17 protein-coding genes are annotated in these 24801 nt (G+C 73.4%); 8 read left to right on the top strand and 9 right to left on the bottom strand.

Features of this window, described 5'->3' with window-relative positions; genetic code table 11:
- Window positions 1-86 precede the first annotated feature (86 nt).
- Window positions 87-8225: an apolipoprotein A-IV repeat region-like domain-containing protein gene (locus tag MFF56_RS18310; protein WP_238230550.1), complete on the top strand. Its 8139-nt coding sequence runs from the start codon at window positions 87-89 to the stop codon at window positions 8223-8225.
- A 69-nt stretch (window positions 8226-8294) separates the two neighbouring features.
- Here the strand turns inward: MFF56_RS18310 and MFF56_RS18305 are convergent, their stop codons facing one another.
- Window positions 8295-8756: a DUF1489 family protein gene (locus MFF56_RS18305; RefSeq protein WP_238230549.1), complete on the bottom strand. Its 462-nt coding sequence runs from the start codon at window positions 8754-8756 to the stop codon at window positions 8295-8297.
- Window positions 8757-8853: 97 nt separating this feature from the next.
- The gene (locus MFF56_RS18300; RefSeq protein ID WP_066922313.1) at window positions 8854-10023 is read right to left on the bottom strand and encodes a hypothetical protein; all 1170 of its coding nucleotides are present in this window, start codon (window positions 10021-10023) and stop codon (window positions 8854-8856) included.
- Between the two features lie 130 nt (window positions 10024-10153).
- Here MFF56_RS18300 and MFF56_RS18295 point away from each other — a divergent pair, with 130 nt between their 5' ends.
- The 5 genes from MFF56_RS18295 (at window position 10154) to MFF56_RS18275 (ending at window position 15267) form a co-directional block, all read left to right on the top strand.
- Window positions 10154-11356 (top strand): MFS transporter, encoded by a 1203-nt coding sequence (locus MFF56_RS18295; protein ID WP_238230548.1) that lies wholly within the window; start codon window positions 10154-10156, stop codon window positions 11354-11356.
- An 85-nt stretch (window positions 11357-11441) separates the two neighbouring features.
- The gene (locus MFF56_RS18290) at window positions 11442-12593 is read left to right on the top strand and encodes an ABC transporter permease (RefSeq protein WP_066921427.1); all 1152 of its coding nucleotides are present in this window, start codon (window positions 11442-11444) and stop codon (window positions 12591-12593) included.
- A gap of 7 nt (window positions 12594-12600) precedes the next feature.
- Complete coding sequence (locus MFF56_RS18285) at window positions 12601-13395, top strand: ABC transporter ATP-binding protein (protein WP_238230547.1); 795 nt, start codon at window positions 12601-12603, stop codon at window positions 13393-13395.
- Between the two features lie 69 nt (window positions 13396-13464).
- Entirely contained in the window at window positions 13465-14547 is a 1083-nt protein-coding gene (locus MFF56_RS18280) for an MlaD family protein (RefSeq protein WP_066921417.1), read from the top strand.
- A 132-nt stretch (window positions 14548-14679) separates the two neighbouring features.
- On the top strand, window positions 14680-15267 hold the full coding sequence (locus MFF56_RS18275) for an ABC-type transport auxiliary lipoprotein family protein (protein WP_066921415.1): 588 nt from the start codon (window positions 14680-14682) through the stop codon (window positions 15265-15267).
- A 25-nt stretch (window positions 15268-15292) separates the two neighbouring features.
- Here MFF56_RS18275 and MFF56_RS18270 read toward each other — a convergent pair whose 3' ends face one another.
- From MFF56_RS18270 to thiE, 3 genes are all read right to left on the bottom strand, one after another.
- Entirely contained in the window at window positions 15293-15922 is a 630-nt protein-coding gene (locus tag MFF56_RS18270; RefSeq protein ID WP_066921425.1) for a helix-turn-helix domain-containing protein, read from the bottom strand.
- A 90-nt stretch (window positions 15923-16012) separates the two neighbouring features.
- On the bottom strand, window positions 16013-16810 hold the full coding sequence (thiD, locus tag MFF56_RS18265; RefSeq protein WP_066921412.1) for a bifunctional hydroxymethylpyrimidine kinase/phosphomethylpyrimidine kinase: 798 nt from the start codon (window positions 16808-16810) through the stop codon (window positions 16013-16015).
- Window positions 16807-17490 carry a thiamine phosphate synthase gene (gene thiE, locus MFF56_RS18260; protein ID WP_066921411.1) on the bottom strand — a complete coding sequence of 228 codons (684 nt, stop codon included), beginning with the start codon at window positions 17488-17490 and terminating at the stop codon, window positions 16807-16809. The genes thiD and thiE overlap by 4 nt, the downstream gene beginning before the upstream one ends.
- 184 nt (window positions 17491-17674) lie before the next feature.
- Between thiE and MFF56_RS18255 the strand changes: the two genes are divergently transcribed.
- Complete coding sequence (locus MFF56_RS18255; protein ID WP_238230546.1) at window positions 17675-18676, top strand: NUDIX hydrolase; 1002 nt, start codon at window positions 17675-17677, stop codon at window positions 18674-18676.
- 48 nt (window positions 18677-18724) lie between these two features.
- On the opposite strand, the gene MFF56_RS18250 is transcribed toward MFF56_RS18255, so the two are convergent.
- Together MFF56_RS18250 and panB are read right to left on the bottom strand one after the other, a co-directional pair.
- Window positions 18725-21811 carry a PAS domain-containing protein gene (locus MFF56_RS18250; protein ID WP_238230545.1) on the bottom strand — a complete coding sequence of 1029 codons (3087 nt, stop codon included), beginning with the start codon at window positions 21809-21811 and terminating at the stop codon, window positions 18725-18727.
- 136 nt (window positions 21812-21947) lie between these two features.
- The gene (panB, locus tag MFF56_RS18245; protein ID WP_066924502.1) at window positions 21948-22772 is read right to left on the bottom strand and encodes a 3-methyl-2-oxobutanoate hydroxymethyltransferase; all 825 of its coding nucleotides are present in this window, start codon (window positions 22770-22772) and stop codon (window positions 21948-21950) included.
- A 175-nt stretch (window positions 22773-22947) separates the two neighbouring features.
- On the opposite strand from panB, the gene map reads away from it, so the two are divergent.
- A complete protein-coding gene (gene map, locus MFF56_RS18240; RefSeq protein ID WP_066924504.1) occupies window positions 22948-23700 on the top strand; it encodes a type I methionyl aminopeptidase in 753 nt (250 codons plus the stop codon).
- Window positions 23701-23705: 5 nt separating this feature from the next.
- Here the strand turns inward: map and MFF56_RS18235 are convergent, their stop codons facing one another.
- Complete coding sequence (locus tag MFF56_RS18235; protein ID WP_373324119.1) at window positions 23706-24395, bottom strand: retropepsin-like aspartic protease family protein; 690 nt, start codon at window positions 24393-24395, stop codon at window positions 23706-23708.
- On the bottom strand, window positions 24392-24601 hold the full coding sequence (locus MFF56_RS18230; RefSeq protein WP_066924506.1) for a DUF1289 domain-containing protein: 210 nt from the start codon (window positions 24599-24601) through the stop codon (window positions 24392-24394). The genes MFF56_RS18235 and MFF56_RS18230 overlap by 4 nt, the downstream gene beginning before the upstream one ends.
- Window positions 24602-24801 lie beyond the last annotated feature (200 nt).

The following is a 24801-nucleotide window of genomic DNA, read 5'->3' as shown; positions in this document are numbered from 1 at the left end:
TCTAGACTTCATTGGTAAACGGGTAATCGCGCCCGGAGGCCGGATTTCCGCTGGCCGCAGGCGCGAGGCGTAACGGGGCGCGTTGCATGGCGACGGACAAGAAGCTGAAGGATCCGGCCGAGGCGGCGCTCTCTGCGATCGAGCAGGCGCTGAACCTCGACGCCCTGACGCCCCCCGGGATTGACCAGCGGGCCGAGCCGCGCCTGCCGGACATCGGTGACGCCGAGCCGCTGATGGACCCGGCCGGCCGGCAGATGCCGCCGCGCCTCGACCTCGACCAGCCCCTCCCCTCCGACCTGCCGCCGCCCGGCCGCGAGCGCGCCCGCCGCGAGGGCGGCCTGTTGCCGCCCGACCGCTCGCTGGTCGCCAACGACGACCGGCGCAACATCGGCATCCTGCAGCAGACCCTGCGGGTCCGGCCCTCGCGCAAGCCCTACCTGTTCGCGGCGGTCGGCGCTGCGCTCTGGCTGAACGGCCTCCTGCTGATCGCCTGGATCCAGTCGGGCGGCGAGCTGAAGGGCTTCCTGGCCAACCTCACGCCCCTCCAGGCCACGGTGGGAGCCGCGGCGCTCGCCGGGCCGGTCTTCCTCTTCCTCATCGCCGCGATGCTGGCGGTGCGCGCCCAGGAGATGCGCCTCGTCGCCCGCGCGGTCGGCGAGGTGGCGGTCCGCTTGGCCGAACCCGAGAGCTTCTCCACCGACGCCGTGCTGACCATGTCGCAGACGGTCCGCCGCGAGGTCGCCGCGGTCGGCGACGGCGTCGAGCGCGCGCTCGCCCGTGCGGGCGAACTGGAAACCCTGGTGCGCGGCGAGATCGCCACGCTGGAGCGCGCATATTCCGACAACGAGATCCGTATTCGCGCGCTCGTGGACGAGCTGGTCGCCCAGCGCGAGGCGATCGTCGCCAACGCGGAGCGGGTGCGTGGTGCCATCACGGGCTCGCATCAGAGCCTCAGCCAGGAACTCGAGGGCGCCTCCGAGCGCATCGTCGCGGCGATGACGGGTGCCGGCGAGCGCGTTACCGAGGCGCTCGACGCGCGCGGCCACGCGATCACCGCCTCGCTCGGCGAGGCGGGCGAGCGCGTCGTCGGCGCCATGACGGGCCGGGGTGACGACCTGATCGAGCGCTTGGTCGCCACGAGCGACGGCGTGCGCGGCAGCCTCGGCGAGGTCGGCGAGAGCCTGACCCGCACCTTCGAGACCCGCGCGAACGCGGTCACGCAGGCCTTCGAGGCCGCGGGCAGCGGCGTGAGCGAGCGGCTGTCCGAGAATGCGACCCTCGTCGCCCGCACGCTGGCCGAGACCGGCGCCGGAGTCGCCGAGGCGCTCGACCGCCAGGGCAGCGCGGTGCGCGAGAGCTTCGAGCGCTCCGCCGGCGCATTGGAAAGCGCCTTCCTGGCCCGCGGCGGCGAGCTGACGGATCGCTTCGCCGCCACAGGCAGCGAGTTGACCGAGCGCTTCGCGGCGACCGGCGGGGAGCTCGCCGACCGTTTCGCCTCCACGGGCGGCGCGATCACCGCTCGCTTCGCCGAGACCGGGGCCGCCTTCACGCAGGATCTGGAGACCCGCGGCACGGCCCTGCGCGGGGCGATCGAGGCGGCCGGCAGCGGCGTCGCCGAATCCATCGAGAACCGCGGGCGCGAGGCGCAGGCCGCCCTGGCGCTCGCCGCCGGCGCGGTGGTCGAGAGCTTCTCGGCCCGGACCGAGGCCCTGCGCGACGATCTCGTCGGCTCGGCCGAGCGCGCGGGCGAGATCGTCGTCGGGCGCGGGGCCGAGATCGCCGGGCGCATGGAGGAGGTCGCGACCCGCCTCCACGCCACCATCGCGGTGCAGGGCGCCGATCTCGAGACGCGCCTCGACGCCGCCGGGACCCGCGCCGGCGACCTGATGGCGGCCCGCTCCGAGGACGCGGCCCGGACGCTCGAGACCGCCTTCGCGGATCTCGGCCGCTCGTTCGAGAGCGGCGCCGGCGAAGCGGTCGGATCGCTGCGCGGCTCGGTCGAGGGGCTCAAGGCCGAGCTCGACGCCAGCACCGCCGAGACCGTGGAGGCGATCCGCCGCAACGTCGCCGAGACGGCGGCGGCGCTCGGCAGCGGCGGCGCCGAGGCGGGCGAGGCCCTGCGCCGTGCCGCCGCCGGCACGACGGGCGAGCTGGAGACCCGCACCGTCGAGGTCGTCGAGATCTTCGAGCGGCGGCTCGCCGCCTTCGCGGGCGAGCTCACCGCCCGCGCGGACGCCGCCGCCGAGGCGCTGCGGGCCAGCGCGGAGGGTGCGCACGGCGCGACCGCCGCCCGCACGGCCGAGCTCACCGCGGCTGTCGCCGCCAGCATCGAGGCGCTGCGCGGCATCTCGCAGGAGGTCGGCGACACGATCGAGGCGCGCGCCACCGGCACCCTGCGCCGGCTCGGCGAGGCCGAGGCCCGCACCGGCCAGGCCTTCGGCGGCCAGGCCGACGCCGCCGTTGCGGCGCTGCGCGCCGCCATGGAGCGTCTGGAAGCCGAGATGGCGGCTCGCACCGAGGCCGCCACCGGCACCCTCGCGCGGACCGCCGAGCAGGTCGGCGGCGAGCTGGCCGACCGCCTCCAGGCGATCGAGACCGCGCTCGGCAACCACGGCCGCGGCGTGGTCGATCTGCTCTCCAGCCACGCCGAGGAGACCCACAACCGCATCGCGGGGACCGGGCGCGACATCGTGCTGGCGGTGGCCACGCAGGGCGCGCGCATCGCCGACACCCTGAGCCAGAGCGGCGCCACCTTCGCGGAGACCGCGGACGGCCGCGTGCGGGCGATCGAGGAGACGCTGGGCAACCGCCTCGCCGCCCTGCAGGAGACCATCGCCAAGGGCGACATCCTGGCCGACCGGATCGGCCGCGACACCGCGGGCTTCGGCGAGACCGTCGGCACCCGGCTCGCCGAGATCGACCGGATCGTCACCGTCGCGGGTCCCGCGCTCGCCGACCGCATCGCCGAGCGGACCCGCGACGCCCAGGCCGCCGTCGACACGCATCTGGCAGCCCTCGAGGAGCGCACCGCCAAGCGCTCGGGCGAGATCGGCGAGACCTTCGCCAACCTCGTCAACCACATCGACGGGCATCTGGGCGCGCGCGCCACGGCGCTCAACGAGGCGCTGATCGTGCGCACCGGCGAGATGGCACGCATCATGGCGGAGGGCGGGCGCGACCTCGTGCAGACCCTCGACGGACGCATGGGCAGCCTCGCCGACGAGGTGTCGGAGCGCAGCGGCCGGGTCGGCGCGATGCTCTCCGCCCGGGCCGAGGAGATCGCGGGCCGGCTGGAGCGCCAGACCGCCGAACTCGCCCGTCAGCTCGAGGAGGGGGCCGGCCGTTTCGACACGGGCGTGCTGGGTCGCCTGGAGGCGATCGGTGCGGCGCTGGAGGAGCGCGGCCGCCTGCTCGACGAGCGCTTCGGCGCCCAGGCCTTCGAGGCGATCCGCCTGATCGAGAGCCGCACGGGCGCGGTGGACGAGAACCTCTCGGCCCGCACCCGCGAGCTGGTCGCGCTGATCGAGAGCCGTACCGGCGGCATCGACGCCGCGCTCGCCGAGCGCGTCTCGGGCCTGATGCAGGCGCTGACCGAGCGCACCGAGAGCGCCGACGCCGCCATGGCGGGGCGGGTGCGCGAGCTCGCCGCCCTGGTCGACGAGCGCACCCGCGCTGCCGACGCGGACCTCGCCGCCCGCACGGAGGCCGTGCGTGCGGCCTTCTCCGACGCCGCCGAGCAGCTCGCGCGCCTCGTCGACGAGCGCGTCGCCGCGATGGCGGGCGAGCTCGACGAGAAGGGCCGCACCGTGTTCGGTGCGGTCGGCAGCCGCATCACGGAGCTCGGACGCCTGTTCGACGGCGGCGGCGCCGCGCTCGCGAGCCTGATCGACCAGCGCGGCGAGAGCGTGCTCGCCCGCCTGCAGCAGACCATCGCGGATGCCGAGCGCATGCTGGAGGACGGCGAGGGCCGCCTCGGGCGGACGCTCACGACGCGCACCTCCGATATCAGCAGCCTGCTCGACGAGGGCGTGCGCACGGTGCACGACCTGCTCGACGACCGCACCGGTCAGATCCGCGGGCTGCTCGGCGAGCACGCCGCCAGCGTGGCGCAGAGCTTCGACGGCCAGATCGGACCGCTGCGCGAGGCTCTCGACAACCGCGGCCGCGAGGTCGTCACCACCATCGAGGCGTCGGTGGGTGGCGCCGCCGCGGCGCTGGAGGCCCGCACCCGCGATCTCGCCGCCCTGTTCGAGCAGCGCCTGGGCGACCTGGAAACCCTGGTGGACGGCCGCGGCGAGCAGCTCGGCCAGTCGATGGAGGCCCGGACCCGCTACCTGGAGACCCTGTTCGAGCGGGCGCACGCCGCCCTCGATACCACCGTCGGCGAGCACAGCCGCACCCTGTTCGGCTCGGTCGATGACCGGATGCAGGCCATGCGCGCCCTGCTGGAGGAGGCACCCGCCGCCATCGCGGGCCTGCTGGAGACCCGCGAGCGCGAGCTCGCCCGGAGCCTGGAGCAGCGCATGGAGCGCCTTCACGCCCTGTTCGAGGACGCGCGCGGCGCCCTCGACAGCGCGCTCGCCGACCAGGGCACGCGCCTCGCCGGCACGGTCGAGAGCCGCGTCCAGGCATTGCGGTCGCTGGTGGAGGAGGCGCCCGCCGCCATCGCCGGCCTTCTGGAGACGCGCGAGCGCGAGTTGAGCCAGAGCCTCGACCGGCGCGCCGAGCGCCTGCAGGGTCTGTTCGCGGAGGCGCGCGGCGCCCTCGACGCCACCGTCGAGCGCCAGGGCGAGCACTTCGCCGGGGCGATCGACGAGCGGATCCATGCCCTGCGGAGCCTCGTGGACGAGGCCCCCGCGGCGATCGCCGGCCTGCTGGATGCCCGCGAGCGCGAGCTTGGGCAGAGTCTCGACCGGCGCGCCGAGCGCCTGCGCGCCCTCTTCGAGGAGGCGCGCGGGGCCCTCGATGCCGCGACGGATCGCCAGGGCGAGCACTTCGCCGGAGCGATCGAGGAACGCGTCCACGCCCTGCGCAGCCTCGTGGACGAGGCGCCCGCCGCCATCGCGGGCCTGCTCGACATCCGCGAGCGCGAACTCGGCGAGAGCCTCGACCGGCGCACCGAGCGTCTGCAGGGGCTGCTGGAGGATGCGCGCAGCGCCCTCGACGCCGCCGTCGAGCAGCAGGGCGCACGCATCGCCGGCACGGTCGATGCCCGCATCCAGTCACTGCGCAGCCTGCTGGACGAGGCGCACGCCTCCCTCGGCGCGCTGGTGGAGGGTCATGGCAGCCGCCTGACCGGCGCGGTCGATACCCGGGTCCAGACCCTGCGGGCGGTCCTCGAGGAGGCCCCCGCGGCCATCGCGGGCCTCATGGAGAGCCGCGAGCGCCAGATGGTGCAGAGCCTGGAGGCCCGCACCGACCGCCTGAGCGGCCTGTTCGATCAGGCGCGCGCCGCGCTCGACACCGCGGCGCAGGACCACGGCGACCGCCTCGCCGCCGAGATCGAGGGCCGGATCGGCGCCCTGCGCGGCCTGCTGCTGGAGGCGCCCGCCGCCATCGCGGGTCTCGTCGAGGCGCAGGAGCGCCAGGCCGCCGCGAGCGTTGAGGAGCGCACCCGGAGCCTGCGTGCCCTGTTCGAGGAGGCTCATGCCGGCCTCAACGCGATCGTCGAGGGGCGCGGCCGCGCCCTTGCCGAGACGGTCGATGCCCGGGTCGATGCCCTGCGCACCCTGTTCGAGGAGGCGCGCGGCACCATCGAGGGCCTGCTCGACGGACGGGCCCTCAACCTCGCGGACGCGGTCGAGACCCGCGTGCGTGCGCTCACCGAGGCCTTCGACGCGCGGCTCAACGACCTCGACACCCTGGTCGAGGGCCGCACCGAGGCCCTGGTTCGCCACGTGGACGAGCGCGGCACGGCGCTCACCGAGGCGGTCGATGCCCGCAGCGAGGCCTTCACCAGCCGCATCGACAGCCGCATGAAGCTGTTCGCGACGCTGGTGGCCGCCCGCGGCGACGCGCTCGCCACGGCCTTCGACGACCGTCACGACGCCTTCGCGAGCCTCGTGGACGAGCGCATGGCGAGCCTCGTCGCGGCCCTGGACGAGCGGGCGCAGCGCCACGCCGACCTCGCCGAGGCGCACACGGCGGCGCTCGCCGCCGCCCTGGACGAGCGCAACGCCGCGGTCGCCAAGCTGATGGACGAGCGCGCCGGACAGATGTCGATGGGCTTCGAGCGGCGGGCCGACGCGCTCGGCAAGCTGGTCGATGCCCGCGGCGAAGCCCTGTCCCGCCGCCTCGCCGAGAGCGCCGAATCCCTCGTGCGCGCCATCGAGGAGAAGGGCGGCGCCCTCATCACCAGCGTGGACGAGCGCGGCGGCGCGGTCGAGTCCGCGATGGGGCACCACGTCGAGCGCCTGCGCGCCACGATCGACGGGCCGGTGCTGCAACTCGCCGACGCGCTGGGCGAGCGCGGCGCCGCGATCGAGCGGGCGCTCGCCGAGAGCGGCGCGCCGCTGATCGAGGCGCTGCAGGCCCGCACGGAGGCGCTGGCCGCGCAGTCGCGGGAATCGGCCCGCCTCCTGCGCGAGGCGGTCGAGGACGGCGCCGCGCGAGCCATCGAGAATCTCGGCCAGACCAACGAGCGCCTGCGCCGCGACCTCGGCGGCGTGCTCGTGCGCATCGACTCGGCCAACGAGGCCCTGCGCGACCTCCTGGGCAACGCGGGCGAGAACCTCGGCGCGATCGAGCAGGGGCTTGCCGGCCGCATCGCCCAGATCCAGGAGGCCCTGGCGGAGGTCGCCCGGCAGACGGGCCAGGCCGGCGACGGCGTCGCCGCCCAGGTGAGCGCCCTCCAGGCCGTGGCCGAGGGCGCCTTGCGCGAGGCCGCCGGCCTCGCCGAGGCCCTCGACGGGCGCGGCCGCGCGCTCGGCGCGATCACCCGCGGCCACGTCGCGGACCTCGATCGGTCGGCGGGCGCGCTCGTGGCCATCGAGGAGCGGCTGGCCGCCGCCCTCCACGGCCGGGAGGGCGCCGTCGAGGCCGCGCTCGCCGGTATGGAGGAGCGTTCGGAGGTGCTCGAGGCCCGGACCCGCGCCTTCGCGGACGGGATCGAGCGCAGCCTGACCTCCGCCGAGGAGCGGGCGCGCACGGTGGGCGAGAGCCTCGCCCGTTCGGCCCAGGCCGCGGGCGACGCCGTCACGGAGGCCTTCGCGGGCCTCGGCACGGGGGCGGGTGCGGAGGGCGAGAAGACCGCGCAGGCGGTGCGTGCCGCCCTCGACGCCGCGGCCCGCGACATCCGCGCGGGCTTCGAGGCCGCGCAGGGCCGCTTCGGCGAGTCGCTGACGGCGCTGCGCGAGATGGCCGCACAGATCCGGGGCGAGCTGGAGGAGACCCGTGCCGACCTCGCCAAGGGCGTGCTGGAACTCCCGCGGGAGACCCAGGACGCGGCGGGCGAGATGCGCCGCGTCGTCTCCGACCAGATCAAGGCTCTCAACGAGCTCTCGGCCCTGGTCGCCAAGTCGAGCCGCGCCGTCGATGCCGCCCAACCCGCGGCGCGGCCGGCGGTCCCCGTTGCGGAGCCGCGCCGCGAGGCCGAGGCGGCCGCTCGGCCGCAGCCGGCGCCGCGCCCGGCAGCCTCCCTGCCGGCCGCGACGGCGCCCGCGCCGGCGACCGCTCCGGCCCAGGCCGCGGCGCCGCGCACGGGCGCCAACGCGGCGGCGGGACGCCCTGCGACGGCGGCGGCGACCCGCCCCGCGACCGTCAAGCCGGCCGGTCGCCCGGCAGCGGGCGACAAGAGCGGCTGGCTCTCGGACCTGCTGACCCGCGCCTCGCTCGACGAGGACGAGCCGGCCGCCCGCGCGCCCGTCGCCGCGGGCGAGCCGAACCGGACGCTGGAGAGCATCTCCAACGACATCGCCCGGACGATCGAGCACCGCACGGCGGTCGATCTCTGGGAGCGCTACCGGCGCGGCGAACCCAACCTGTTCGACCCGCGCATCTACACGGCGCAGGGCCGTCAGACCTTCGCGGACGTGCAGCGCCGCTACCGGTCCGACGCGGAGTTCCGCCGCACGGTCGATCGCTACGTCGGCGAGTTCGAGCGCCTGCTCGGCGACGTGATGAAGAACGATCCGGACACGCGCCGGGCCGACGCCTACCTCACCTCGGAGACCGGCAAGGTCTACACCCTGCTGGCCCACGCGAGCGGACGCTTCGAGGGGGCTTGAAGCGATTCGCGCTGTGCGGGGGGGCGGGCCGGCAGGCCCGCCCCCTTCTCATCTTCGTATAGGCAGTCTTCAGAGGAGCCCGAGGCCGACAAGTTCCCGGCGCAGGGCCTCGGGCATCTCGGCGAGGTCGCCCGCCGCCGCCGCATCGAGGTCGGCGGGGGCGTCGGCCGCCGCGAGGTAGCGCCAGCCCTGGAACGGACGGCAGGGCCGCGGAGCGACCGGCACCAGCGGCTCGCCGAGGACGAGGCGGCAGCGCGGCACGCCGTCCGCGCCGGTCACGGGCTCGATCGCCGTCACCGGCTGGCGGCAGCACAGCGTCCCCTTGATCACCCAGTAGATCGAGCCGCGCCCGACGATCTCGGCGCGGCGCGAGGGGACCATGCGGGTGACGTGGAACGGGGCCGGCGCGCGTCCCGCGAGCGCGGCCTCCCGGAGGCGCTGCGCCTGCCAGGCGGCGAGGTCGGCGATCGAGGTCGTGCCGACGCTGAGCTTGAGCAGGTGGAGGGCGGGCTGGGCGATGGGCTTGGTCACGGGGCTGAGACGATCGGGGGCTCGGACCGGGCGTGCTACCCGGGCCAAGCCCCATAGACCGATCCGCGCGCGGCGGCGACCGCGACGCGTCGTCCGCTCAGGAGAACAGCGCCAGCTTCTCCTCGATGCTGAGGAGGTCGATGTCGTCGAGGCTGGTGGCCTCTTCCTTGCGGGCTTCGGCCTGCGCCGGGGCCTCCGCCTCGAGGGCTGTCGGCAGGGTCAGGGCTTCGATCTCTTCGAGCTCACCCTCGGACGCGAACACATCGGCCGGCTCGGGCGTCTCGAGGATCGACTCTTCGAGCGCCGTGAGGGAATCGGCGATGTCGAAGCTCGGGGCAACGTCCGCCTCGATCTCCGTCACGGTGATCTCGGCCACCTCGAGGTCGGCCTCGGCGGTCTCCGCCTGCGCGATCTCGGCGGTCTCCGACACGGCCGCGACGACCGGTTCGCGGGCGGCGAACGCGATCGCGTCGGCCGCCGGCTCCGCGTCCATGACGTCCGCGGGAAACGCCTCGGTGGAGTCCGGCGCCTGCACGAAGGCGAGGTCGTCGTCCAGGGCGGTGGCGCCGAGCAGCGGCGAGACCGGGATGGCCGGCCCCTCGGCGTCGATGAAGCGGTCCACGTCGCTCTGGCAGAGGTCGGCGGCGACCTCCGCCCGCTCCGGCGCCTGCGGGACGCGCTCGCCCTCCGCATCCCAGATCGCGATCATCGAGGCGAGCCGATCCTCGAGGTAGCGCAGGGTGTGGACGATGCGCCCCGTGCGTTGCGCCGTCAGGTCCTGGAACGAGCAGGCCGTGTAGATCTGGGTGGCGTGCCGGTCGAGCCGGTCGCAGAATTCCGGCTCGACGCCGCGCTCGCGCAGAAGCCAGGCCGCCTCCTGCATCTGCTCGGTCGCGCCGAGGATGTCGGAGGTCGCACGCTCGGTGGTGCGCACGATCGCGTCGAGCGCCTCGGAGGCCGAGCCGAGGCGGGTCTGGTCCTGGCCGGGCGCGCTGATCGCGGCGATCTCGGCCTTGGTCCGGCTGATCGCGTTGGCCATGTCGAGCAGGTTGCCGCGCAGGTGCGCGAGGTCGTCGGGCGGGCGCTGCGCGGTCACGGCGCTCTCCAGCCGCGCAATCGCGTCGAGCAGAGTGCCGGTGTCGGGCCCGCGGTTGCGCCGGGCGTGCTCGTCGAGGAACCAGCGCCCGCGCTCGCTCTCGGCCATGGCCCGGGCGATCACCTCGTAGGCATCGGGCTCGTAGGGCGTCAGCGACTGGTATCCGGACATGAACGCGTCCTCGCACGGGAGCCCGGCGCGGCGGGAGCGGCCGCGGCGAACCCCGCACATTTGACAGAGTGGGTTTAACGCGCGCTTACGAACCCGCGCCGCCTCCGCCCCGCCGAAGTCCCGGAACCCCTTGTCCCAGGCCCCCGCCCCCGCCGAGACCGGCGCGCCGCGCCTCGCGCTGCTCTACGCCGTGGTCTTCGTCGAGATCGGCATCGCCATGCCGTTCATGCCGGTCTGGCTCGACGCGCTCGGTCTCGACCCGGCCGTGATCGGGCTGCTGCTCGCCCTGCCGATCGCCACCCGCATCGTCGCGACCGCGCCGCTGATGAGCCTGATCGACCGCGGCGTCGGCGCCCGCGCGCTGCTGCTCGCCGGGAGCCTCGGGCTGGCGCTGACCTACGGGCTGATGCCGGCGGCCGCGCCTCTGGGCTGGGGGCTGCTCGCCGCGCTGACGGTGCTGAACGCGGTGGCCGGCGCGCCGCTCGTGCCGAGCATCGACTACCTGACGCTGGCCGCCGTGCGCGCCCGGCCGCGGCTCGACTACGCCCGCATCCGCATGGCGGGCTCGGTGGCATTTCTCGTGGCCAACCTCGCGGGCGGCGCCCTGCTCGGCGGGCTCGGCGGGCAGGTCGCGGTGCCGCTTCTGCTCACCGGCCTCGCGCTCGTGGCCAGCGGCGTCGCCTACGCGAGCCGGGACGTGGCCCCCGCGCCCGCACGCGCGATCGGGGGCGCCCGGCCCCCTCTGCCGGGCCGTCTCTGGCTCTGCATCGGCGCGGCCGCCGCGATCCAGGCGAGCCATGCGGCGATCTACAGCTTCGGCAGCATCCACTGGACCGGCCAGGGCCTGTCGACCGCGACGGTGGGCGGCCTCTGGGGCGTCGGCGTGCTCTCGGAGATCCTGCTCTTCGCCCTGATCGGGCGCCTGCCCGGGCGCTGGCGCACGCCGTTCCGGCTGCTCGCCATGGGGGGGACCGCCGCGCTGGTGCGGTCGCTCGGGCTCTACGCCCTCGGCGACTGGCTGCCGGCCCTCGTCGCACTCCAGGCGCTGCACGGCTTCACGTTCGGGGCGACCCAGCTCGGCGCGATGGCGGCGGTTTCGGGCTTCGCGCCCGAGGGCGCCCGCGGCCGCGCCCAGGGGACGCTGAGCGCCGTGAACGCCACGGTCTCGGCCAGCGCCACGATCCTCACCGGCTTCGCCTATCGGGCCGGGGGCCCCCTCGCCTTCGCGTTGATGGCGCCGCTCGCGGTCGCCGGGCTCGCGCTCACGGCGATGGCCGCGCGTCGGCATGTGCGCCAGGGCACGCGCGGCCCAGGAATGAACACCGGAGCGTAACCCTAATCTCGTCATAACAGGGGCGCAGGAAGGGCGGCGTGATGAACACGAGAGCCCGAGGGGCAGCCAGCGGAGGCCGCGCGTGCTGAGCGTCGCACGGACCCGGAACGTCGAGGATGTCTCGGCCGCGCGCGTCTCGGACGTCGCGGACGGCCGCCTCGCGCTCGCCGGCCGCTGGACGGCCGACCGGGGTGCCTCCGTCGAGCTCGCGGTCCGGCGCATCGCCGAGGCGGCGGCCGGGCGCGCGGTCGTCGTCGATCTCGCGCCGATCGAGCGGCTGGACACGCTGGGCGCCTGGGTCCTGGAGCGGACGCGGGCCGAGATCGAGGCCGCGGGCGGGCGCCTGAGTTACGCGGGCGCCACGCCCGAGTACCGCATCCTGCTCGGCGAGATGTCGCTGCGCGAGCCGGAGGTAGGCGCGGGCGCGCCGATGGGCCGGATCCACGGCGCCCTCGACGGGCTCGGCCGGCGCGTGGTGGGCGCCGGCCAGGACCTCGTCACGGGCGTCGCCTTCCTGGGCGAGGTGGTGGCGGCCTGCGGGCGCGTCGCGGCCCGTCCGCGCAGCTTCCGCACCAGCGCCTTCGTCAACCAGGTCGAGCAGGTCGCCTTGAGCGGCGCGCCCATCATCGTGCTGATCTCGTTCCTCGTCGGCGGCATCGTCGCCCAGCAGGGCATCTTCCAGCTGCAGCGCTTCGGCGCGCAGACCTTCGTGGTCAACCTGATCGGCCTCCTGATCCTGCGCGAGCTCGGCGTGCTGCTCACCTCGATCATGGTGGCGGGCCGCTCCGGCTCGGCCTTCACCGCCGAGATCGGCTCGATGCGCATGCGCGAGGAGGTCGATGCGCTGCGCGTCATGGGCCTCGACCCGGTCGAGGTCCTGATCGTGCCGCGCATCCTGGCCCTCGTCGTCGGGCTGCCGATGCTGACGCTGATCGGCGCGCTCTCGGCGCTGCTCGGCGGCGGGCTGACGGCGATGCTTTATGGCGGGCTGACCGTCGACCAGTTCCTCGCCCGGCTTCAGGCGGCGGTTGGCCTGCACCACGTCTTCGTCGGCCTGATCAAGGCGCCCTTCATGGCCCTCGTCATCGGCATCATCGCGACGATCGAGGGCTTCGCCGTGGAGGGATCGGCCGAATCGCTCGGGCGCCACGTCACCGCCTCGGTGGTCAAGTCGATCTTCATGGTGATCGTGCTGGACGGCCTGTTCGCGGTCTTCTTCGCGGCCATCGATTTCTGAGGCGAGCGTGCAGGCGACCTCCCCACAGCCCGAGCCGATCATCAGCGTACGCGACCTCGTCGTGGGCTTTCGCGACCGCACGATCCTGAAGGGCCTCGACCTCGATATCCGCCGGGGCGAGATCATGGGCTTCGTCGGCCCCTCGGGCCAGGGCAAGTCGGTCCTCACCCGCACCATCCTGGGCCTCATCCCGAAGCGCTCCGGCACGATCCGGGTCTTCGGCCAGGACATGGACGGGATGAGCCTCGCCGAGCGCCGCCGTGTCGAGCAGCGGTGGGGCGTGCTGTTCCAGCACGGGGCGCTGTTCTCGGCGCTCACCGTCAAGCAGAACATCCAGGTGCCGATGCGGGAGCACCTGAACCTCTCCGAGCGCCTGCTCGACGAGTTCGCCCGGCTGAAGATCGAGATGGTCGGCCTGAAGCCCGAGGCCGCCGACAAGTACCCGTCGGAACTGTCGGGCGGCATGATCAAGCGCGCGGCGCTCGCCCGCTCGCTGGCGCTCGACCCCGAGATCCTGTTCCTCGACGAGCCGACCTCGGGCCTCGACCCGATCGGCGCGGGCGAGTTCGACGACCTCGTCGCGACGCTGAAGCGCACCCTCGGCCTCACCGTCTTCATGGTGACGCACGACCTCGACAGCCTCTACACCGCCTGCGACCGCATCGCGGCGCTCGGCGATGGCCAGATCATCGCGGCGGGGTCCATCGACCAGATGCTGGCCCACGACCACCCTTGGCTGCGCTCCTACTTCCACGGGAAGCGCGCCCGCGCGATCGTCACGGGGGGTGACGTCCATGTGTGATCCGATGAATGCCGCGCTTCGTGCGGCCCCGCACCGCGCCGTCCGCGACCTTCGGATGAAAGGCTGAGCATGGAGACGCGCGCGAACTACGCCCTCATCGGCGCCTTCACCCTCGCGGTGATCCTGGCCGGCTTCGGCTTCGTGTTCTGGCTCTCGGGCGGCTCCTCCCGTCAGGTCGCGCAGGGCGTGCGGATCGTGTTCTCGGGCAGCGTCGGCGGCCTGTCGCGCGGCTCCAGCGTGACCTTCAACGGCATCAAGGTCGGCGAGGTCACGGAGGTGAGCCTGCTGCCGCAGGACCCGCGGCGCGTGATCGCGCAGATCAAGGTCGAGCCCGCGACCCCCTTGCGCGCTGACACCCGTGCCCGCCTCGATTCGGCGATGCTGACCGGCGTCTCGGTGATCGCGCTCTCGGGCGGCAACGCCGACGCGCCCGCGCTGAAGCCCGGCCAGAACGGCGAGCCGCCGACGATCTTCGCCGATTCCTCCGATATCCAGGACATGATGGCGGCGGCCAAGCAGATCGCCCAGCGCGCCGACGACGTGCTCCAGCGCCTCGACAAGGTGGTGGCCGGCAACGAGGGCGCGATCAACCGCACGCTCGCCAACGTCGAGGCCTTCTCGAAGACGCTGGCCGATGCCGGTCCCTCGATCGCCGGCCTCGTCAAGGCGGTGGACGGCGAGCGCCTGAACCACGTCATCCAGAATGCCGACCGCTTCTCGGGCGCGCTCGCGAATGCCAGCCCCGACATCGAGGCCGGCCTGCACGACGCGCGGGCGCTGGCGGCCAAGCTGAGTGCCTCGGCCGATCGCATCGACGGCGTGCTGAAGGGCGCCGAGGGCTTCCTCGGCTCGGCCTCCGGCCAGCAGGGCTCCTCCACCTTCACGGAGGTGCGCGAGGCGGCGATCTCGGTGCGTGACGCGGGCCGCGCCTTCCGGACGCTATCGGAGAACCTCGACAAGCGCACCGCCAACATCGCGACGAGCTTCAACCGGCTCTCCGGCTCGGGCAGGCGCGAGGTCGAGGCCCTGTCCACGGACGGCCAGCGCACGCTCGGCGCCCTGAACCGCACGGTGAAGAGCCTCGAGCGCGACCCCTCGCAGGTCATCTTCGGTGGCAAGCCGTCGTTGCCCGAATACAACGGTGGCCGTTAGAGCCGGCCCGGTGCGGCCTCATGTGTCCGCACGCACGGCACCGGCGGTGAATCCGGGCCGTTATATGGCACAGCTTGCAGCCGGTGCGGCGCCCGTCCACAGGTGCCCCCGGTATCCCGCTAGGTAATCCGGATGACGCAGAACCTCCCGGCCCTCGCGCTGGCCGCCGCGCTGGTCGCGCCGCTCCTCGGCGGCTGCGGCGGCGGCGGCGCGCCGCTCACCTTCGATCTCGCCGCCCTCCCCCCTTCGGGCCGCCCCGCCATGGCGGGGCGCGCGATCGTGGTCGCCGAGCCCGTCGGGATCCAGCCCTTCGAATCCGACCGGATCATCGTGCGCGAGCCCGGCGGCTCCCTCTCGTTCCTCGGCGGCGGGCAGTGGGCCGACCGTCTGCCGCGCCTGATCCAGACGCGTCTCATCCAGAGCCTGGAGAATTCCGGCCGCCTGCGTTCGGTCAGCCGGCCGAGCGACAAGGTGGCGTCCGACTACCAGCTCATCAGCGAGATCCGCGCCTTCGACGTCTCCGCCGGCACCGGCGAAGCGGTGGTCGATCTCTCGGCCAAGCTGATCGCGGAAGGCACCGGCCGCGTCACCGCCGCCCGGGTCTTCACGGCGCGCGTGCCCGTCAAGGCGGTCAATGCCGGCAACGGCGCGGCGGCGCTCGACGCGGCGCTGGGGACTGTGCTCGCCGACGTGGTGCGCTGGGTGAATAGCGGGCGCTGAGCCCCGATCGAGAGGGGTGGGCCCCCTACTCCATCACCGCGGCCTTCATGATCACCACCATCGTGGCGCGGCCCTGCAACTCGCCGACGCAGCGGACCGTGTGCGGCCGGTCGCAGCGGTAGCGCAGGGTCTCGCCCGCTCGCGCAGTCTGCACGACGCCCGCGACCTCGACCTCGAACACGCCCTCGCGGACCGACAGCGACTCGACGGAGCCGCGCTGGTGCGGGTCGGAATCGAGCACGCCGCCGGGATCGGCCGAGACGTCGTACCATTGCAGCCACTCGATCGTTTTGACCCAGCCGATGATGGCGAGGCGCACCCGCCCGTCCTCCGAGACGAGGATCGGCGTGTCCGCTCGGGAGGCCTTCTCGATGAAGGGCTCCTCGTCGTTGGTCGCCAGCACCCGCTCGATCGAGACGTCCAGTGCCTGGCTCAGGCGCCAGATCGTGGCCAGCGTCGGGTTGGTTTCGTTGCGCTCGATCTGGCTGATGATCGATTTCGCCACGCCCGATTGCTCGGCGAGTTCCGAAAGCGAGAGGTTGTAGGCCTTGCGCAGCCGCTGGATCGTCTTGCCGAGCTGGCCCGACAGGGCCTGGGCGCCGGTGAGCAGGTCGCGCGTGCGACCCCGTTCGATCCGTTCCGCCTGTTCCTGCATGACCGCCGACAACCCGCACTTCGTTCCGTTCTTCGAACGAACGTACGATAGTTCAAACGTCCCCCCGGCGTCCAGGCGAGGGAGCCGGCCTCACCGCCACTGCGCGAAGAAGTGGTGGACCGGTCCGTGCCCGGCGCCGATCGCCAGCCGGTCGGCCGCCGCGATCGCGCCGCTCACGTAGGCCTTGGCCGCCTCGACCGCCTCCGGCAGGGCGAGCCCACGGGCGAGGCCGGCGGCGACCGCTGCGGACAGGGTGCAGCCGGTGCCGTGTGTGTTGCGCGTGGGCGCGCGCGGCGCGGAGAAGCGCCGGATGCCGGCCTGCGTCACCAGAAGATCGACGCTCTCGCTGCCCCCGGCATGGCCGCCCTTGATCAGGACCGCCCGCGCGCCGAGTCCGACGAGCCGCCGGCCCTGTGCTTCCGCCTCCGCCTCGCTCTTCGCCACGGGCTCGTCGAGGAGGGCTGCGGCCTCAGGCAGGTTCGGGGTGATCAGGTCGGCCCGGGGCATGAGGGTGCTCCGGAGCGCCGCCGCCGCGTCGTCGCCGACGAGCCGGTCGCCGCTCGTGGCCACCATCACCGGATCGAGGACGACCGGGATCGCGGCGGCGTGGCGCGCGAGCGCGTCCGCTACCGCGTCGATCACGCGCGCGCGCGCGAGCATGCCGATCTTCACGGCGGCGACCGCGAGGTCGGAGAAGACGCTGTCGCACTGGGCCCCGACGAAATCCGGCGGCACGTCGTGGATCGCCTGGACGCCCAGCGTGTTCTGGGCGGTCAGCGCAGTGATCACGCTGGCGCCGTAGACGCCGAGCGCCGAGAAGGTCTTGAGGTCGGCCTGGATGCCGGCACCGCCGCCGGAATCCGAGCCCGCGATGGTGAGGGCGATCATCGCGCGCCCCGCTCGGCGAGTGCCACGTCCACGCGGGCGCGCAGGTCCCGCGCGCGGCCCTCGACCGCCTCGGCGCCGAACAGCGCCGAGATCACCGCGATGCCGTCGGCCCCCGCCGCGATCACCGCGGCCGCGTTGCTCGAATCGATCCCCGCGATGGCGCCGAGCGGGAAGGCGGCCCCCCGGGCAAGGCGACCGCGGAAGACGATGCGCGTGAGTCCTTCGAGGCCGACCGGCGGATCGGGATTGTCCTTGCTGCCAGTCGCGAAGACGCCGCCGATGCAGGCGTAATCGACCGGGAGACGGTAGAGTTCGTCCGCCTGCGCGGCGGTCTTCAGGGTGAGGCCGACGATGGCGCCCGCGCCGAGGAGCGCCCGCGCGTCGGACGGGTGCATGTCGCTCTGGCCGAGGTGCACGCCCTCGGCGCCCGCCGCGAGCGCCAGATCGACCCGGTCGTTGACGAGGAGCGGCACACGGCCGCCGAGCGCCGCCCGGATCGCGCGGATCCGCGCCAGGGCGGCCCGAGCGTCCGGGATATCCTTCTCGCGGTACTGGAGCAGGGTACAGCCGCCCGCCGCGGCGGCGGCCGCCATAGCGGCCAGTCGCGCGCCGTCGCCGCCGCAGACGCCGACGTCGAGAAGCCCGTAGAGTCTCAGATCGACGGGGGGGCTGACGTGCATCGCGGCCTTCCTGCGGGCTGGCTGTGGGAAACGTGCGGGACCCGGCCGCCCGGCACCCTCGGGCGGTTTGGTTCGCGCGGGAGCGCTTTGCAAGGCTGGCCCTGCGCTTTGTTGACGCCACCCGGCAAAGTACGGCTAAGAGCTTCGCAGGTCTCGCCCTGCGCGTTCCCTGTCGATGTCGAGCATGTCCGGAGTCGAGAGCGTACGGTTCACGGAGGGGCGCGAGCCTCCCCGCACGGTGGAGAACCCCTCCTCCGTCGGCCTCGTCGCGGTGATCGTCGCGGCGACCGAGGGCGAGCCGCGCGCCCTGACCGTCCGGGTGCCCGGACAGGCGCCGGGGCGCGGCGACGGCCTGCCCGCCGGTCCGCTCGTCTCCGAACACGCCACACTGGAGCGCGGCCTGCGCGCCTGGGTCGAGCGGCAGACGCACCAGCGCCTCGGCTATGTCGAGCAGCTCTACACCTTCGGCGACCGCGACCGCTCAGGCGACGGCGGCGGCGGCATGCACTCGCTCTCCGTCGCCTACCTCGCCCTGGTGCGCGAGGAGCGCCCGGCAGGGCTCGCCGAGGCGGCGTGGCAGAACTGGTACCGCTACCTTCCCTACGAGGATTTCCGCCGCAGCCGCCCGCCGCAACTCGACGCGATCGCGGCGCGACTCGAGGCCTGGGCCGCGGAGCCGGCCGAGGCGAAGCTGCGCCGCCTGCGCGCCGACCGGCTCGGGCTCACCTTCGGGCTCGGCGGCGGCACCTGGAGCGACGAGCGGGTTCTGGAGCGCTACGAATTGCTGTTCGAGGCCGGGCTGATTCCGGAGGCTCAGGGCAATGCGGGCCAGGCGCAGCCGAACGACCCGACGGGGGTGCCGATGGCCTTCGATCACCGCCGGGTCCTCGCCACCGCGATCGGGCGGATGCGCGGCAAGATCAAGTACCGCCCGGTCGTGTTCGAGTTGATGCCGCCGGCCTTCACCCTGCTCCAGCTTCAGCGCACGGTCGAGGCACTGGCCGGCACGCCGCTGCACAAGCAGAACTTCCGCCGCCTCGTGGCGCAGCAGGGGCTGGTCGAGGAGACGGAGGACGTCACCAGCGGAACGGCGGGCCGCCCCGCCCGCCTCGTCCGCTTCCGCCGCGAGGTGCTGCTGGAGCGCCCGGCCCCGGGCCTGAGGCTGACGCCCTCGCGGCGGCCATGACGGTTGCCTCGTGAGGCCCCATGAGGCGCCGCCGGGAGGCGCGGTCGGCTAGGCCGCCGGCGAGGCGAGCCGGGCCTGGATCCCGAGGGCCTGATGCAGGATGCGCCCGAGCTGATCGGCCGAGTAGGGCTTGTGCAGCAGCTCGAACCCGTGGTCGCTCTCCTGGGCGAGCACGTGGCTGTAGCCCGACGTGAGGACCACCGGCAGGTGCGGCAGGCGTCTCTGCAGCTCGCGCGCCAGCGCGACGCCGCCCATCCCCGGCATGACGACATCCGAGAACACGAGGTCGAACCCGCCTCCGTCGCGACCGAGCTTGTCCAGCGCCTGCTCGGCGTTGCCGGCCCACGCGGTCCGATATCCGAGATCCTTCAGGATCTGCGTCGCGAACTGGCCGACGCCAACATTGTCTTCGACGACCAGGATGCGCTGGCCGGAACCCAGCGGGGCCGGCTCCACATCTTGGACCCGCATGTCGGGAGAGAGGTCCGAGACCGCGACTTCGGGCAGGTAGAGCGTGAAGGTGGTGCCGTGGCCGACGGTGCTGCGCACGTCCACGTCGCCGCCCGACTGCTTGGCGAAGCCGAACACCTGGCTGAGCCCGAGGCCCGTGCCCTTGCCGACCTCCTTCGTCGTAAAGAACGGCTCGAAGATCCGGCCGATCCGGTCCGGCGGGATTCCCGTTCCGGTGTCGGTCAGGGACACCGCCACGAACGGCGCCGCGGAGCCGGCATGGCCGCGCACCGCCGGCAGCGCCGCGCCGCAGGTGACGCGCAGGATGAGCGTGCCCTCGCCGTCCATCGCGTCGCGCGCGTTCACCGCCATGTTGACCAGGGCGGTCTCGAACTGGCTCACGTCCGCCCGGACGTGGCAGGAGGAGTCCGGCACCTCGATCAGCACTTGGACCCGCGCGCCCGTCAGCGTGTCGAGCATCTCGGCGATCGCGCGCACCCTCTGGCCGACGCTGAACACCTCCGGCTTGAGAGCCTGGCGGCGCGCGAAGGCGAGGAGCTGGCCGGTGAGCTTGGCCGCCCGGTCGACGGTGTCGGACACCGCGTCGAGGTAGCGGCGCTTGCGGGCCTCCGGCAGATCCGGCCGGCGCAGGAAGTCCACCGACGAGCGGATGATCGTGAGCAGGTTGTTGAAATCGTGCGCCACGCCGCCCGTCAACTGGCCGACCGCCTCGAGCTTCTGGGACTGACGCAGGGCTTCCTGCGCCTGGACCAGCTCGGCCTGGCCGCGCAGCCGCTCCGTGACGTCCATGACGAACTGGTAGCAGCCCGTGCGCTCGCCGCGGGCGTTCCGCAGCGTGCGAAAGCTGATCTCGTAGGCGGGGCGCACGCGCTCGGAGGCGCCGAATTCTTGGACGAAGGTGATCTCCTCGCCCGCAAGGCCTCGTCCCCAGCCCGCCCTGACCTGGGCCTGGTGCTCGGGCTGGTCGGCCAGGAGGTCAAGCATGTTGTCGCCCACCCTCGGACGCACGCCGTAGATGCGCTCGAACTCGTCCGCGTTGGCCTTGTTGATGGCCAGGATGTTGTAGTCGAGATCGGCAGCCATCACCATGACGTCGGTTCTCTCGACGATCGTGGCGAACAGGTTGCGCTCCGCCGTGCGCTCCGAGACCTGCAGTTCCAGGGTCTCGTTGAGATGCTGGAGGCGGCGCTCGCTCTCGGCCAGCCGCTGCTCGGCCTCCCGGCGCTGGCTGAGGTCCACGGTGACGACGAGCAGGGTCTTGAACCGGCCCTGCGCGTCGTCCAGGCGCCGGATACTGCTGTTCGCCCAGACCGGCGTGCCGTCGGGACGACGGTAGAGCTTGTCGAGCGCCGAGGTCTGCCCCGCATCGACGACCTGGGCGATCGTCTCCAGGCTCTGCCGGACATGGGCGGGATCGGTCACATCCGCGATGCCGAGCCGCAGCAGCGCGTCGGCCGGCCGTCCCAGGATGCGGCACAACTCGGTGTTGACCCGCACGAAGCGACCGTCCGCATCCACTTCGGACAGGCCGACGGTGGCGCCGGCGAAGATCGCGGCGAGATGCTCCTCGCTCTGGCGCAGGGCGGACTCCGCGCGAGCCCGCTCGATCGCCGCCTTGACCCGCTCTCCGACCTCCCGGATCAGGTTCCCCTCGCTCGAGGTCCAGGCGCGCGCCACCGCGCTCTGCACGGCGAGCAGGCCGACCCATTCCTCCCCGCGGAACAGCACGACGTCGACGAAGGCGCCGACCTGTCGCGACCGCAGGCCGGCCCTGGCCTCGACGTTGAAGCGGGGATCCGAGGCCACGTCCTCGACGGCGACGACCGCATCGTCGCGATAGGCGGCGAGCAGGTCGGGACCGAAGGCCGCCAGCGAGTGCTCGCCCACGATCGAGTCGACGCCGTGGACGTACTCTTGCTCGACCTTCATCAGAGAGCCGCCGATCTCGGCGTAGAAGACGCGGCTCGCGCCGACGCGCTCACCGAGTCGACGTGAGGCCATCTCGACGATCTCGGCCGACGAGGTCAGCGGCCGGAGCCGGTCGCTGAGATCGAGCAGGAACGACTGCCTCTCCTCGTTGGGGCGGAACGACAGGTCCGGCTCGACCCGGTCGTGCGCCGCCGGCGCCCGATCCGGGATACCGGTGCAGGTGCCGTACAGCCCGTCCACATCTCCGGCCGCATCGCGTACGGGCGCGTAGGCGGGCCGGAACCGGGCCTCGTGCCCGCCGTCGCCCCGCCCCAGGACGTGCTCGACATCGACACTCCGGACGGCGTGACCCGCCCGGGCTGCGTCCAGGACGGGTTCGAGGACGTCCCTGAGGTCGTGCCAGACATCCAGGTAGTCTCGGCCGAGCGCGGCGGGATGCCGGTCGCCGAGGAGGCGGGCGTAAGGATCGTTGTACAGCAATCGTCGGTCCGGACCCCAGATCACGCAGACCGGCTGTTCCGAGCCCAGCATGACGCCCGCGAGCGTCGCCAGGGATTGCGGCCACGTCGAGGGGGCCCCGAGCGCCGAGGTGTCCCAATCGTGCGCACGGATGAGGGAGCCCATCTCGCCGCCGCCGAGGAGGAAGCCTGGGACGCACGTCGTCGCGGTGGATCTCCCGTACATCACGTCCCGGCACTGCTCGATGGGATTCGGACGGCGCGTCCGTGCGCCCATGACGCAGCGGTCGATCGCAGCCGATCGGCCCGCGCGGCGCGATACCCTATCACGTTTCCGCCGACCGTCGGACGTGGAGGCTTGCGGAGAAGGGCCCGCGGAATGCCGGGCTGGCCCGATCGGATCGCTAGAGGCGTCAGGTATCCCCGTAGGTGTGCGCGTCCTCGGGGAAGCGACCGGCGCGGACCTCCTCGGCGTAGGTCTTCACCGCCCCCTCGATATGGGCGCGCAGCGAACCGAACTGCTTGACGAATTTCGGTGTGCGCTCGGAGAGGCCCAGCATGTCCTCCAGGACCAGGATCTGCCCGTCGCAGGTCGAGGAGGCGCCGATGCCGATGGTCGCGGCGGTCACCTCGGGCGCGGCCGCGATGGCGCGGGCCACCGGCTCGACGATGCCCTCAAGCACGATCGCGAAGGCGCCCGCCTCGCTGATCGCGCGGGCGTCCTCGAGGAGGAGCCGCTCGCCGTCCGGCCCCCTGCCTTGCACCCGGAAGCCGCCCATCGTGTTCACCGACTGGGGGGTGAGCCCGATATGGCCCATCACCGGCACGCCGCGCTGGGTCAGGAAGGCGACGGTCTCGGCGAAGCGCGCGCCGCCCTCGAGCTTCACCGCGCCGGCGCCGGTCTCCTTCAGGATCCGCGCCGCGCTCATGAAGGCCTGCTCGCGGCTCGCCTCGTAGGAGCCGAACGGCATGTCGACGACGACGAGAGCGCGGCTCGTGCCCCGCATCACCGCCTGCGCCTGCAGGATCATCATCTCCAGGGTGACGGGCAGGGTCGATTCCATCCCGTGCATGACCATGCCGAGCGAATCGCCGACCAGGATGAAGTCGCAGTACGCGTCCAGGATCGAGGCGGTGTGAGCGTGGTAGGCGGTGAGCGAGATGATCTTGCGCCCCTCGGCCTTGGCCTTGGCGATGTCGGTGGCCCGGAGGCGGCGGGACTGCACGACCTGCGACATTGGCACGGTGTCCTTGGCACGGCTTCCCGAGGCGGGTCCGCGCCCGCCTCGCGGCGTGAGGCGCGGCTTATAGAGCGCGCGCGGGCGTGGAAACCCGGGCGGCCGAGAAAGCCCTGGTTTTGTCGCCCGTCTCCGGGCATCGCGGCGCTGAGATCTTCGCACGGGAGGAGCGGACATGACGGTGTCGAGCGAGGACGACCTCACGGCCCTCAAAATGATCGGGCGCATCGTCGCCGACGCGCTCGAGGCGATGGGACGTGCCATCGAGCCCGGCATGACGACCCGCGAGCTCGACGGCATCGGGCGGCGTGTCATGGAGGATGCGGGCGCGCGCCCCGCGCCCGAGATGGTCTACGGCTTTCCCGGCGCGACCTGCATCAGCGTCAACGAGGAGATCGCGCACGGCATTCCCGGCGATCGCGCGATCCGGCCGGGCGACCTCGTCAACGTCGACGTCTCCGCCGAGAAGGACGGCTACTTCGCCGACACGGGCGCCTCCTTCGCCGTGCCGCCCGCGACGCGCCGGGTCGAGCGCCTCTGCAAGGACGGCCGGCGGGCGATGTGGGCCGGCCTGCGCGAGGTCGGCGCCGGCAAGCCGCTGGCGGGCATCGGCCGAGCGGTGGGCGCCTTCGCCCGCAAGAACGGCTACACCCTGGTGCGCAACCTCGCGAGCCACGGCGTCGGCCTGTCGCTGCACGAGGAGCCCAAGGCGATCGCGACCTGGCCGGACGCCTCGGAACGCCGGATCATGGGCGAGGGGCTGGTCCTCACCGTGGAGCCCTTCCTGTCGCTTGGGGCCGATTTCGCCGAGGACGGGGACGATCCCTGGACGCTCTACAGCCGCCCGCGCGCCCTCACGGTGCAGTACGAGCACACGGTCGTCGCCACCCGCAACGGGCCGCTGGTCCTGACCATGCCGGGCCAGTAGGCGGCTCAGCGTCCCTGCAGGATCAGCCGGTCGCCGCGCACCTCGTAGCCGGGCAGCCGGGTGAGGAAGCTCTGCCCGAGCAGGTTCTGGCCGAGGGCCCCGGTGCGGGCGACGAGGGCCGGGACGCGCCGCTCGGTGATGGGGCCGATGCCGATCGCGTCGAGGAGGATCGGTGCCGCGTAGGCCGTGCCGTTGGCGGTGGAGACCCGGGCGGTGAAGGCGGCCTCGGCCGGCCGGATGCCGAGCGCGGCGGCGTTCTCGGCGGTGAGCACCACCGCGCTGGCGCCGGTGTCGAAGGCGAAGGCCTGGACGCGCCCGTTCACCTCGGCCTCGACCTCGAAATCCCCGTCCTGCCGCCGGACGATCGTGACGGTCTGGCCCGAGACCACGGCGCTGCCGGGCCGCAACTCGCCGACGACCCGGGAACTAACGCCCTGGATCTCCTCGCGGTAGCTGTAGCCGACGACGCAGGCGAGGCCGAGCGCCAGCCAGACGAGCGCGTGGCGGAGGCTGACGCCGAGGCCGCTGCCGAAGCGGCGCCAGTAGCCGGCGGTGACGAGCACCAGGGTGCCGACGCCGAATGCGACGCCCGCCAGGGTGTCCGGCTCGACGCCGCCCACGCTGCCGCTCCCGTCCGTAAGGACGAGGAGCGCCACGACGGCGACGATCGCGGCGATCGCGAGGTACGGGATCATCGCGAGGTCGCCCGCCCGGCCCCGGGGGCCGGGTAGGCCGCCTGCAGCCGTGCCTCGAGCCGCGCCATGATCGCGCGCCGCTGCGCCTCGCCGAGGCCGCCCCATGCGGCGATCTCGTCGCGGGTGCGACCGCAGCCCTGGCAGAGGCCGGTCCCGGCATCGAGGATGCAGACCTTGGTACAGGGACTCGACGGCTTCTGTGACATGGCCCCACTTGTCCGCCGATCGGCCGGGAGATCAAGGGCGGATCGGGCCAGGGGCGCGCGTCGGTTCCGGATGGTCCGTCCGGTGTCGTTCCCGATCCCGTCATCCCGCGGCCGCACAGCCGAGCCCGGGATCATGGCGGTGAAAGGCCGAGGTCCGCGCTTTCCTTGCTGTGCGTCAGGCCGGCACCGGTCGTCAGGCC

This window comes from Methylobacterium hispanicum, assembly GCF_022179285.1.
GTDB classification, from domain to species: Bacteria; Pseudomonadota; Alphaproteobacteria; order Rhizobiales; family Beijerinckiaceae; genus Methylobacterium; species Methylobacterium hispanicum.
Note: the sequence above shows the minus strand (reverse complement) of the source record. Positions and strands in the feature narration are given on the sequence as shown.